The 12,355-nt window shown below is 70.3% G+C and carries 9 protein-coding genes and 1 pseudogene; 8 read left to right on the forward strand and 2 right to left on the reverse strand.

What is annotated here, in order from left to right; genetic code table 11:
• The first annotated feature begins 146 nt into the window (after positions 1–146).
• From HV824_RS31700 to HV824_RS31710, 3 genes are all read left to right on the forward strand, one after another.
• Entirely contained in the window at positions 147–467 is a 321-nt protein-coding gene (locus tag HV824_RS31700) for a DUF2795 domain-containing protein (protein WP_176421273.1), read from the forward strand.
• A gap of 79 nt (positions 468–546) precedes the next feature.
• Positions 547–1,452: a hypothetical protein gene (locus HV824_RS31705; protein ID WP_176421274.1), complete on the forward strand. Its 906-nt coding sequence runs from the start codon at positions 547–549 to the stop codon at positions 1,450–1,452.
• On the forward strand, positions 1,449–1,892 hold the full coding sequence (locus HV824_RS31710) for a CoA-binding protein (protein ID WP_176421275.1): 444 nt from the start codon (positions 1,449–1,451) through the stop codon (positions 1,890–1,892). The genes HV824_RS31705 and HV824_RS31710 overlap by 4 nt, the downstream gene beginning before the upstream one ends.
• A gap of 74 nt (positions 1,893–1,966) precedes the next feature.
• On the opposite strand, the gene HV824_RS31715 is transcribed toward HV824_RS31710, so the two are convergent.
• Positions 1,967–3,580, reverse strand: coding sequence for a S8 family peptidase (locus HV824_RS31715; RefSeq protein WP_176421276.1), 1,614 nt, complete (start codon positions 3,578–3,580; stop codon positions 1,967–1,969).
• 297 nt (positions 3,581–3,877) lie between these two features.
• Between HV824_RS31715 and HV824_RS31720 the strand changes: the two genes are divergently transcribed.
• Positions 3,878–4,588: a hypothetical protein gene (locus HV824_RS31720; protein ID WP_176421277.1), complete on the forward strand. Its 711-nt coding sequence runs from the start codon at positions 3,878–3,880 to the stop codon at positions 4,586–4,588.
• Positions 4,589–4,591: 3 nt separating this feature from the next.
• Here the strand turns inward: HV824_RS31720 and HV824_RS31725 are convergent, their stop codons facing one another.
• Positions 4,592–5,482, reverse strand: a complete 891-nt coding sequence (locus tag HV824_RS31725) for a patatin-like phospholipase family protein (RefSeq protein ID WP_176424913.1) — start codon at positions 5,480–5,482, stop codon at positions 4,592–4,594.
• 97 nt (positions 5,483–5,579) lie between these two features.
• On the opposite strand from HV824_RS31725, the gene HV824_RS31730 reads away from it, so the two are divergent.
• The 4 genes and pseudogenes from HV824_RS31730 to HV824_RS31745 form a co-directional block, all read left to right on the forward strand.
• The gene (locus tag HV824_RS31730) at positions 5,580–6,476 is read left to right on the forward strand and encodes a metalloregulator ArsR/SmtB family transcription factor (protein WP_176413084.1); all 897 of its coding nucleotides are present in this window, start codon (positions 5,580–5,582) and stop codon (positions 6,474–6,476) included.
• Positions 6,473–9,988, forward strand: a complete 3,516-nt coding sequence (gene metH / locus HV824_RS31735; protein ID WP_176421279.1) for a methionine synthase — start codon at positions 6,473–6,475, stop codon at positions 9,986–9,988. The genes HV824_RS31730 and metH overlap by 4 nt, the downstream gene beginning before the upstream one ends.
• Before the next feature lie 650 nt (positions 9,989–10,638).
• A complete protein-coding gene (locus HV824_RS31740; RefSeq protein WP_176421280.1) occupies positions 10,639–11,571 on the forward strand; it encodes a Hint domain-containing protein in 933 nt (310 codons plus the stop codon).
• A 118-nt stretch (positions 11,572–11,689) separates the two neighbouring features.
• Positions 11,690–12,355, forward strand: a pseudogene (locus HV824_RS31745) (hypothetical protein); the annotation flags it as partial.

Consider the following 12,355-nt stretch of genomic DNA (forward strand, 5'->3'; position numbering starts at 1 on the left):
GCCGGGGCGGCTGGCCCCCTGGCTGGACAGGGGCTGGGACGGGGGCGCCCCGGGTGGTCCCGCGCCCCGGCCATCCCCACCTTGTCATTGCACACGAACGCACCGGGGCCGGGGCCAGGGCGCCCTGGCGGAAAGGCAGACAGACGATGGCTTATGGATTCGCGGAGGATCCTGCGCTCTCCATCACCCCGCACCTCGACGCGGTGGAGTACCCCGTCGAACGGGAGCAACTGGTGGCGGCTGCCGCTGACGCAGGCGCTCCCCCCGACGTCATCAACCTCTTCAAGTGCCTGCCGAGCCGCGAGTACGCCACCCGCGAGGCCGTGCAGCGGGACCTCTCCGAGGCGTCCCGGCGCTCCGCCATGGGGGGCTCGAGGGACGACGATGACGGGGTGAACCGGGACCGCAGCAACCTCGGGCGGGACCGGGTGGAGCACGCACCGGACGGCCAGACGCGTCATCCGTGAACCGGTGGGCGTTGGGGGAGGGGAGGCCTGGTGGAAGCGCTCGCGGGCGCGGGCGCTTTCTGCCAGCGTGCGACCGCGCATGCGCCCCGGCCCCCTGACGTCCCGTCTTCTCCTGTCGCTGACCGTCTCCGCCTGCAGTCACAAGGCGCCGCTCTCCGTGTCGCCTTCGGAGCCACGGCCCGCGTCGGTGCGACTGGACTTCCAGCCGCCCGTGGACCGCGTGCTCACGGAGACGCAGCGCAGCGTGCGTTCGGTGGAGCGGCGGGGTGACACCCTGCGAGAGGAAGTGGAGCTGACCACGCGGACGCGCTTCACGCCCTCCGAAGGGGGCTGGCTGTTGGCGCAGGACGTGCCACGCTCGCGGCTGACGCGCAATGGCCAGGAGGTCCCCACCGGCGTGGCGGACGTGCTGGCGCGCTTCACGCTGCAGGCGTGGCTGGCGGCGGATGGCACCTTCGTGAAGCTGGTGGCCCCCGAAGCCGCGCAGGAGGCGCTCCGCCAGGTGGCGCCCGCGGGCGCGGAGGCGGACGTGCTGGAGCGCTTCTTCGAACCCGAGGCCCTGGAGACGCGGGCGCGGCGTGAGTGGGAGGTGAAGTTCTCCGGCCTCTTCCAGACGAACCTCGTGGAGGGCCAGCGGAGCTGGGTGGTGGACCGGGTGCCCGTGGGGGACGGCCAGGTGGCCTACGTGCTGGAGCGCACCGTCGAAGGCACGCGGGACACGCCGCTGGGAGACGCGGTGGTGCTGGGCCTGCGCTGCCTGGACGCGGTGCCGGCGGGCGCGCCGGACGCGCTGTCGGAGGCGTGGGTGATGGCGGGTCGGCCGGAGCTGACGCCGGGCGTGTCCTGCCAGGGAGAGCAGCTGGTGGGCCGGGGGCGCTTCATGCCCGTGAGCCGCCAGCTCACGGTGCGGGCGACGGTGGCGGGCGAAGCGTGGACTGTCACGACGGAGTCCCGGGCAGAGGGGCTCCAGGAGGAGGCGCGATGAGCTGGGAGCAGAACCTCATCGAGGACGAAGCGGGCGTGGAGCGCGTGGTGAAGCGTGCGCGGCGGGTGGCGGTGCTGGGCATCAAGACGGAGCAGCAGTCCGGGCAGCCGGCCTACTACGTGCCGGACTACCTGGCGCGCGCGGGCGTGGAGGTGGTGCCCGTGCCCGTCTACTACCCGGACGTGACGCACATCCTGGGCACGCCGGTGTTCCGGCGGCTGACGGATGTGCCCGGCGAACTGGACCTGGTGGACGTGTTCCGCCGGCCGCAGGACATCGACGGGCACGTGGACGAGCTCATCGCCAAGAAGCCGAAGGCGGTGTGGTTCCAGTCCGGCATCCGCAACGACGCCGCCGCGGAGAAGCTGGCGAAGGCGGGCATCCAGGTGGTGCAGGACCGCTGCCTGATGGTGGACCACCGCCGCTACGGGGGGCGGTAGTCACTTCGCCGTCAGGGGCGCACCCCCACCCCTCCCGCATGGAGAAGGGTGGGGGCGCGTGCCGGGAATGCGGCTCAGTAGTTGCCAGAGATGACCTTGGGCAGGGCCTTGGCCAGGTCCGGCAGCGGGCCAATCTGGCGCGCGTTGGCGGCCTGCGGGGTGCCGTTGGCGCGCAGCAGCGAGCGCATCTGCACGCTCGTCAGGCGGCGGCCGTTGGCCAGGGCCACGCCCTGCGCGCTGGCGGCGGCGCCCACCACGATGGGGGACGCGCTGGAGGTGCCGCTGAAGCTGGACGTGTAGAACTGGTCCTCGCCGTAGCTGGAGCCGAACACGTTGCCATAGCCCATGCTGTAGACGCGCTCACCCCAGCCATGCACGTCCACGCGGCTGCCGAAGTTCGTCCAGCACATGGGCGAGCGCGTGGTGGCCGTGCTGCCACCCACGAAGATGGCCCCCGAGTCCCGGGTGTTGCGGTTGAACACGCTCCCGTACGCGGACGCATCCAGGTCGGCGCTGCCATTGCCCGCCGCCTCCACGACGATGACGCCGTTGGCGGTGGCCGTCTTGATGGCGTCGTAGTTGGCCTGCCAGTACTCCATGGCGATGTAGTTGCACTGGCTGGTGTTGCACGTGCACGCCGTGCCGTCCGCGGGGCCGCGAGCGTGCAGCTCGATGAGGACGATGCCCCCCAGGCCCGCGGCCGTGGCCGCCTTGGTGATGGCGCTCGCGGTGCTCTGGGCCCCGATGGACTCGTAGCCCGCCCGCGCCTGGTGCGCGATGCCCGTCACGCCATAGGCATTGCGCGCGCCCACGATTTCACCCAGCACCGCCGTGCCGTGGTCGCGCCAGCCCCGGTCCGCGTACTGCGTACCGCCCATGTGGAAGAGGTCGGGCATGTCCTCGTGCGTGGTGCGCCAGCCGCCCTCGACGTCCACCACCTTCACGTTCTGCCCCTGGCCGCCCGGAACCGTCCACGCGTACCTCGCGTTGACGCCGCCAGGCGCGGCGTTGAGGTAGCCCTGGTTGTTCTCGTAGGAGGGCGTGGTGGGCGGGATATCCGCCGCCGCCAGCAGGCCGCGCACCGCCGCGTCCATGCCGAAGTTCACCATGGCCGGCTCGGGCGGCGGCTCGGCGTAGGCCACCTCGACACCGTCCAGCGCGTTGAGCGCGGCGACCAGGTCCGTCACGCGCTCGGAGGTGGTGCCCGGCATCAGGGGGACCTCGAAGTACAGGTTCAGGTCCGCCAGCTGCTCGCCGCTCTGCCGCTCACCCGTGGCCTTGCGCGCCTCCAGCGTGGACTCGGCCTCGTCGAACAGGCGGGCAACGGCGCCCGTGCGCGGGGCGCGCTCCAGCAGCGACATCACGTGGCTCAGGTCCGCCTCCAGGCGCGCATCACCCAGGCCGCGCCCGGCCAGCAGCGAGCGCTCCGCTGCGTCCCGGTCCGCCGTCAGGGCCACCAGTTGCTGCTCGCGCAGGCGCACCCGGCTGCCTTCGTGGAACTTCACCACGATGCGCTCCACGTAGGCGTCCGCGGCCAGCTCGCGCCCGGTGGGCTTGGCGACGAGCGCGCGGGGCTTCAGGGACTTCGAGGGCGGAGCCGCCGCCGCCGAAGGCGCGAAGGCCAGCACCGACAGGGACAACATCGCGTACCGCAGGGGTCGCATCGACAAGAACGAGGACGTCGTCATGACTGCCTCCACATCGAGAAGGGGACGGCCGTGAGGCGGACCCCGCGTGTGCACCGAGGAGCCCGAATCACGCGGACATCTTGCATTTCCGGTCTGTCATGAAATCACAGGATAGCGGCGGCATGTGTCTGGAGGTCGACAGCGCCTTGCCCCCTGGCAGGAAGCGTGCGTCCGGGCCGACGGGAAGCGTCACTGGCGCGAGGACAGTCCTCGTGGAATCGTGGGCCCACCCTGGAACCGGGCTTTTCGCCGCGGCGGGGGACAAGGGCGGTCCTTCCGTCCTGGGAGCGTCGGTCGATGCGGGTCTCAGGCGCGGTGGGGCAGGGGCTGCTGGTGGCCTTCCGGTTGATGGGCGTGGGGCTCTGGGGCGCGCTGAAAGGTGGAGCGCTCTTCGGCCTGGTGGGGCTCGGCGTGGCTGCGGCCACCTACGCGCTGCCCCGGTGGCTGGGCGTTCCATCCGCGCCCACGTGGCAGCTCATCCTGAGCGCGGTGGTGCCGCCGCTGGCCTTGTCGGTGGCGGGTGGCTACGCGTTCATGCTGTGGGCGGTGTCAGGGCGGTTGGCCGATGAAGCCCGGGAGCGGGGCGTGGTGGGCCGCGTGTACGCCGTGCTCAAGCCCGTCACGGTGCAGGTGGCGCGGCGGCTCCAGGGCACGGGCTCGCTGTCGCGCGAGGAGCTGTCGCGCGTCGTGAACGAATCCGTGAGTGAGCACCTGCGTCAGGCCGAGCAGGCCCGGAGCGAAGCGCCGCCCTCGCGCATGGCGGAGGTGGAGCGCTTCCTCATGGAGCAGTCCCGCCGCGTCCTGGGGGCGCTGGCCCTGCGCGCCGTCGTCTCCGCGCCGGACACCGCCACCGCGGTGCGGAACCTGGAGACGCTGGGCATCGAGCGGGTGGAGCTGACGCTGGTGGAGACGCTGGAGGACCTCTTCTTCCTCCAGGTGCTGCTGGCCTTCGGGGCCGGCGTGCTCGTGGCCGCCACGCCCGCGCTGCTCATGGTGTGGCTGCGCTGAGGCTCACCACTCCGCTTGCGCGAAGGGCACCGGAGGCCGTGCCAGGGCGCGCTCCGCGGCCAGCTTCGCCTGGTCCAGCGCGTCGAAGCCGCGCTCCATGGTGGTGGGGGACACCGGCGGAAGGTTGGAGACGACGACGTAGACGGGCACCTGCTTCTGCTCCAGCACGGTGAGCTGGAGGCGGAAGTGGTCCTGCCGCAGCGCCGCCGAGCCCGCGGCCAGGCCCTGCGCGTACGCCATGGGGCCGCCCACCACCTTGCGCGTCTTGCTGGGCAGGTAGTGCACGAGGATGGCGTCCAGCTCCGCGCCCGCGGCGCTCTCGTGCAGCGACAGCGCGGGCGCCTTGTCCACCAGTCCGCCGTCCCAGTACAGGCTCCCCTCCAGGGGCACCGCGCGGAACAAGCCGGGGTAGGCGCACGTCGCGTGGACGCGCGGGGCCAGCTCACCCGAGGTGAACACGTCGTGGCTGCCCAGCGTGAGGTTGGCGCCCACCAGCAGCAGCGGGTGCGGCAGCTCCTCGAAGGTGCGCACCGGCAGCGTGGCGTCCAGCAGCTTGCGGAAGCGCTCGCCCTTGAGCAGGCCCGTCAGGCCGTGCCCGGCCGCGTCCGCGTTGAGCACCGCGCCAATGGGGTCCGGGTCCCAGAAGTTGGCGCGCGTCTGGCGCAGCACCAACTCCTCGATGTCACGCACTGGCGTGCCCGCCGCCGCGTAGGCCGCCACCATGCCGCCCGCGGACGTGCCCGCGTACGCATGAGGACTGAGCCCCGCGGCCGCCAGCCCCTTGAGGAAGCCCGCGTGACCGTAGAAGCCGAAATATCCAGCGGAGAGGACGAGTCCGAACCGCTTGCCGGCGAGCAGCTCGTGAAGAGTCGAGGTCTGGGTGGGAGTCGCCATGCTTCGCCCTGTACGCCACTGTCGGGGGACAGGCAACGCGTCGCGTCTAGAGAATACTGGCCATGGGTTCGGTATCGACATATGTTGATGCGGCGATATGGAAGAGCTCTCCCAGTCATTCCGGGTGCTCGGAGACCCGACGCGGTTGCGCATCCTCCGGTTGGTGGCAGAGGCCCCGTTGAACGTGACGGAGCTGGTGTCCCTGGTGGGCGTGGCGCAGTCCTCCGTGTCCCACCACCTGGGCAAGCTGAAGGGCCTGGGCCTGCTGCGTGAGGAGCGCCACGCGGGCTACAGCTACTACTCGCTGGCCCTGGAGCAGGCGGATGGCCGCTGGCCGCTCATCCAGATGGCGCGGCAGGCGGAGGACGCGGCGGGGGACTCGGCGCGGCTGAAGGACCTGCTGCGCGCGCGCGAGGACCGGCAGGCCCTCAACGAGCGGCTGCTGGAGCCGGGGCAGTCGTGGTTCCTGTGGGCGGGCGCGCTGGCGTCGCTGCTGCCGCCGCTGGAGGTGGCCGACTTCGGCTGCGGCACCGGCGTGTTGAGCGTGGCCATTGCCCGCTGGGCGCGGCGCGTGTGGGCCATTGACCAGAACGCGGACGCGCTGGACCAGGCGCGGGAGCGGGCGGGTCGCGAGGGGCTGGAGAACATCCGCTTCCTCCGCGAGGACCTGCACCGGCTGTCGCTCGCGTCCGCCAGCCTGGACCTGGTGGTGATTTCGCAGAGCCTCCACCACGTGGAGGCGCCGCAGGCGGTGCTGGCCGAGTCCGCCCGCCTGCTCAAGCCGGGTGGCCGGCTGGTGCTGTTGGAGTTGATGCCGCACGAGGAGCGCTGGGTGCTGGAGCGGCTGGGCCACCGGCACCTGGGCTTCGCGCCTGAATCCCTCGAAGCCGCGCTGCGCGAGGCCGGCTTCACGTCCCTGACCCGGGAGACGCACGCCCGGGACGGGGCCAGCCCCTTTCGTGTCTTCCTGCTGACTGGAGTCAAACCGTCATGACGAGCCCTGTCCCCGCTGCCCTCCCGTTGCCTCCGGGTGAGAATGGCCGTCGCGTGGAGGCCCTGCGGGCCGCGATGCGCGAGCGCGTGCTGGTGCTGGACGGCGCCATGGGCACGCTGCTGCAGAACGAGGACCTCAAGGCGGCGGACTTCGGCGGTCCGGAGTACGAGGGCTGCAACGAGCACCTCGTCCTCACGCGGCCCGCGCTGGTGGAGAGCATCCACGCGCGCTACCTCGCGGCCGGCGCGGACGTGACGGAGACGGACAGCTTCGGCGGCACGCCGCTGGTGCTGGCGGAGTTCGGCTTGGGGCACAAGGCGCTCGAAATCAACGAGGTCTCCGCCCGGCTGGCGCGCAACGCCGCCGCCGCGGCCGAGGCGAAGGACGGCCGCATGCGCTGGGTGGCGGGCTCCATGGGCCCCACCACCAAGGCCATCAGCGTCACCGGCGGCATCACCTTCGAGGAGCTGGTGGACAACTTCGCGGTGCAGGCCGAAGGGCTCGCGCGGGGCGGCGCGGACTACCTGCTGATTGAGACGGCGCAGGACACCCGCAACGTGAAGGCGGCGCTGCTGGGCGCCGAGCGCGCGTTCCAGAAGCTGGGCTACGCGCTGCCGGTGGCGGTGTCCGGCACGATTGAGCCCATGGGCACCATGCTGGCCGGGCAGAGCGTGGAGAGCCTGGCCGCGTCGCTGGAGCACACGGAGCTGCTGTACCTGGGCCTCAACTGCGCCACGGGCCCGGACTTCATGACGGACCACCTGCGCTCGCTGGCGTCGATGAGCGCGTTCCCCGTGTCGTGTGTGCCCAACGCGGGCCTGCCGGATGAGAATGGCAACTACCTGGAGACGCCGGAGATGCTGGCGCGCTCCGTGCGGCGCTTCTGTGAGCAGGGCTGGCTCAACGTGGTGGGGGGGTGTTGTGGCACGCACGCGGGGCACATCGAGACGATGGCCAAGGCGGTGCAGGGGCTGAAGCCGCGCGCGGGCTCGCCGCGTCCCCGGGCCTCGCTGTCCGGCGTGGACTACCTGGAGGTGACGGACGAGCTGCGGCCCCTCATCGTGGGCGAGCGCACCAACGTCATCGGCAGCAAGAAGTTCAAGGAGCTCATCGTCGCCGGCCAGTTCGACGACGCGTCGGAGATTGCGCGCGCGCAGGTGAAGCGGGGCGCGCAGGTCATCGACATCTGCCTGGCCAACCCGGACCGGGACGAAATGGAGGACATGCGCAGCTTCCTGGAGGTGGTCATCAAGAAGGTGCGCGTGCCCTTGATGATTGACTCCACCGACGAGCGCGTCATCGAGATGGCGCTCACCTACTGCCAGGGCAAGGCCATCATCAACTCGGTCAACCTGGAGGACGGCGAGGAGCGCTTCGAGAAGGTGGTGCCGCTGGCGCGCCGCTTCGGCGCGGCCCTGGTGGTGGGCTGCATCGACGAGGTGGGCATGGCCGTCACGCGCCAGCGCAAGCTGGAGGTGGCGGAGCGCTCGTATGAGCTGCTGACGAAGAAGTACGGCATGAAGCCGGAGGACCTGTACTTCGACCCGCTCGTGTTCCCCTGCGCCTCCGGTGACGCGCAGTACACCGGCAGCGGCGTGGAGACGATTGAAGGCGTGCGCCTCATCAAGCAGCGCTTCCCGCGCTGCAAGACGGTGCTGGGCATCTCCAACGTGTCCTTCGGCCTGCCCACCGCGGGCCGCGAGGTGCTCAACTCCGTCTTCCTGTACCACAACGTCCAGGCGGGCCTGGACATGGCGCTGGTCAACTCGGAGAAGCTGGAGCGCTACCCGTCGCTCCCTGACGAAGAGCGCAAGCTGTCCGAGGACCTGCTCTACAACCGCGGCGCGGACCCGGTGACGCCCTTCGCCGCGGCCTTCCGTGAGCGCAAGGCCGCGCGCGTCCAGGTGAGCACGCTGCCCCTGGAGGAGCGGCTCCCGCGCTACATCATTGAAGGCACGCGTGACGGCCTCTTCGCGGACCTGGAAGCGGCCATGCAGGAGTACACGCCGCTGGAAATCATCAACGGCCCGCTGATGAAGGGCATGGATGAGGTGGGCCGCCTCTTCGGCGCCAACGAGCTGATTGTCGCCGAGGTGCTCCAGAGCGCCGAGTCCATGAAGGCGGCGGTGAACTTCCTGGAGCCGCACATGAGCCAGGCCCAGGCGGCCATGCGCGGCAAGGTGGTGCTCGCCACGGTGAAGGGCGACGTGCACGACATCGGGAAGAACCTGGTGGAGATCATCCTGGCCAACAACGGCTTCCACGTGGTGAACCTGGGCATCAAGGTGCCCCCCGAACAGCTGGTGCTGGCCGTGCGCGAGCACCAGCCGGACATCCTGGGCCTGTCGGGCCTGCTGGTGAAGAGCGCGCACCAGATGGTGGCCACCGCGGAGGACCTGAAGCGCGCGGGCGTGGACGTGCCGATTCTGGTGGGCGGCGCCGCGCTCAGCCGCAACTTCGTGGACCGCAACATCGCCCCGGCCTACGGCGCTGGCACCGTGGCCTACGCGCAAGACGCGATGAACGGGCTGGAGCTGGCCAAGCAGATTGTGGACCCGTCCTCGCACGAGAAGCTGCGCGGTGAGCTGGCGGTCCGCCGGGACAAGCTGGCGCGCGAGGTGAAGGAGCGGCCGGCCCCGGCGGCGGTGGTGACGCGCGGGCGCAGCGCCGAGGTGAAGGTGCTGGACGCCGTGCCGACCGCGCCGGACTGGGAGCGGCACGTGCTGTCCAACACGCCGCTGGACCACATCTGGAAGTTCATCAACCCGGTGATGCTGTACGGACGGCACCTGGGGCTGCGCTCCTCGTCGCGCGTGCTGGGCACGCCGGCCGAGGCGGAGCTGGCGAAGACGGAGGAGGGCCGCAAGGCGCTGGCCCTCAAGGAGGCCGTGGAGGAGCTGAAGGGCTTCCTGCGCGGCGGCCTCATGCAGGCGCGCGCTGTGTTCCAGTTCTACAAGGCGGGCAGCGACGGCAACCGGGTGGTGCTCTTCGACGGCGCGTCCGGCAAGGAGATTGCGTCCTTCGACTTCCCGCGCCAGGACCGCGAGGGCGGCCTGTGCCTGGCGGACTACCTGCGCCCGCTGGAGGGCGGCGCGCCGACGGACAGCGTGGCCATGTTCGTCGTCACCGCGGGCTCCGGCATCCGCGAGCTGTCCGAGGAGCTGAAGGCGAAGGGCGAGTTCCTGAAGATGCACGCGGTGCAGGCCCTGGCGCTGGAGACGGCGGAGGGCTACGCGGAGCTGCTGCACACGCAGCTTCGCAGCATGTGGGGCACGCCGGACCGGCAGGACATGACGATGCTGGAGCGCTTCCGCGCGGAGTACGTGGGCAAGCGCTACTCCTTCGGCTACCCGGCCTGCCCCCGGCTGGAGGACCAGTCGAAGCTGTTCGCGGCGCTGCGGCCGGAGGACATCGGCGTGCAGCTCACCGACGGCTCCATGATGGAGCCGGAGGCCTCGGTGTCCGCCATCGTCTTCCACCACCCGCAGGCGTCGTACTTCTCCGTGACGTGATGGCGCGGAAGTGATTCCTGGCAATTCGTCCCGCCGCCCGGGCAGCGCTCGCCCGCGGCGGGAAGGCAACGACAAGCAAATATACCCAGGGTCGGCGTAAGGGGTTTCCTCTAGGTTCCTCGTGCCGGGTTGTATATTTTCAAGGCCCCTGGAAGCCACAAATCCATATCATCTCGACATGGCAGAAAAAGAGTAAAGGCCATTGCCTAAGAGTTCACTGTCGGTATGATGCGTGTCGTTCCCGCAGTTCAGGTGGTTGAGGCGGCCCAGCCGCCCACGAGGGGGAGACACCGCCGTGAGACTCCAGGCGATTCGCTGTCATCTGCGTCGTACCGACAGGAGCGCGCCCGCCAGGGCGCCTGGCTGGGCCGCGAGGCCGTGGGGCTCCCGACCGCTCGGTGCCACCTAGACGCCCGCTTCTCCTAGCGAATCCCAGGCATTCACACGCACGTTTCCAGGCCTCGCCCGTCGGCGGTTCGTGAGGCGTCTGTCGTTCTCCCTCGCTCGCGGGATTCCCAGCGCGGAAAAAACCGCACCTGAAGTGGGGGCGGTGGGCGCCGTTTGCCCTCGCCAAGGATGCGGGCGCCAGTCCCTGTCGTCATCACGTTCTCAACGACAGGGGACGTGAGTCTTTCCAATCAGGAGGATGCATGAAGAAGACATTTCTGCCGACGCTCGCAGTTGCATTCGGAATCGCCACGCAGGCCACGGCGGCGTGGGTGCCCAGTCACTATCGTTGCGCGTTCGACCAGCTCACCTCGGACCAGGCGCGCGGCCGTCAGTCCTGGGCGAAGCGGTGGGCGGACGCGGACCCGTACAACATCTCGACCGGGAAGGATCAGCGCTTCTGGGCCACCGTCTACAACCAGGACGCGCAGGACGCCCTCAACCAGTTCAACACCCATGTGTATCCGGTGTATGTGGACCCGAACACGGGCTATGAGCCCTGGCGTGGCCCTGGCGCGGCCGGCACCGCCACCGCCGCCCTCACCGGCAACCAGATTGACGCGCTGAACCACCTCTCGAAGCCCGTGCATATCGTCATGGACGGCGTCTGCGAGCCGGGCTGCTACACCCCGGACCAGAAGGTGCTCTTCCAGGACGGCTACGTTCCCATCCAGAAGGCGCAGGAGGCCGGCACCGCCGAGCTCGTCACGCTCTCCCCGGAGTCCTCGTTCGGCAACCTGCAAGTGATGCCGAACACGGTGGAGCGCTACACCCTGGACCGTGACGCCGCGCAGCAGGAGATCCTCGTCTTCCGGACGCGCTCGGGCGGCAGCCTCTCCGTGACGCTCGAGCACCCGCTCGTCACCGCCGAGGGCTCGATGAAGAAGGCCAAGGACTTCGTCGCCGGAGAGCACCTGGTCCGCCAGGACGGCACGACGGACGAAATCACCGGCATCCAGCAGCAGGCCTGGTTCGGCAAGGTCTACAACCTGCGCCCCGTCACCCACGACCTGACCTCCAACATCCTCGTGGCGGAGGGCTACCTCAACGGCTCCGGGCGATTCCAGAGCGAGTACGTGGAGGAGCTCAACCGCCTCATCCTCCGCGTCAACGTCCCGGATGAGCTCATCCCGTAAGGGGTGAGTCGCTCCTCAATCCCAGGCAGCTCCGGACCGGGCCCCCGGCAGACACGGGGGCTCCGTCCTCTCCGAATCACAGACGCGAGGTCCACCGCGGATGGCCCGTTCCTCTCTCATGCCAAGGACAGTCCTGCCCCTCATCGGCGCCCTGGCGCTGGCGGCGGCGTGTGTCTTCTGGCTGCTGCTCCCAGCGTCGTCTGACGCGCCTCCGCCCGCTCCGCTCGTGGCGGCGGTGCCCGAGCCGCTGCCCATCCCGGCGGCCGTCGCCGTGCCCACGCCGCGCCCGGTGCCGACCCAGGGGGCCACCCTCCTGGTCAACACGCCGCTCGCGCCGGCCTCAGGCCAGGTGCCACCCACGCTCGCGCGGCCCGGCTCTCCGCTGGATGCGGTTCGCCAGCGCGTCATGGCCGCGAACCCAGACCTGGCGCAGTTCCGTCATCTGCAGCGCAAGGTGTTGCGCAAGGGGGACGAACAGGCGTCGCTCCAATCCCTCTTCAAGGACCGCGAAGTCATCAATGCCGCGAAGCAGGACCTGCTGGCCACGGGGGAGCGGACCTTCTCCGAGGACGCGCAGTTCCGGCGGCTCTACCAGGTGGAGTTCCTGGGCTCCGCGCTCGAGTGGAAGGACAACCCGGAGCGCCCCGCGCTGCTCAACGACCTCGAGGAGCTGCTGCGCGCCGACAACCTGGACCCTGACATGGAGCTCGAGCTGCGCCGCTCCCTGTCGGGCGACAAGGTCGAGCTGTTCATGATTCTCCTGCACAACGACCGGGCGCGCGCC

Source organism: Myxococcus sp. AM009, assembly GCF_013372605.1.
In the GTDB taxonomy this organism is placed as follows: Bacteria; Myxococcota; Myxococcia; order Myxococcales; family Myxococcaceae; genus Myxococcus; species Myxococcus vastator.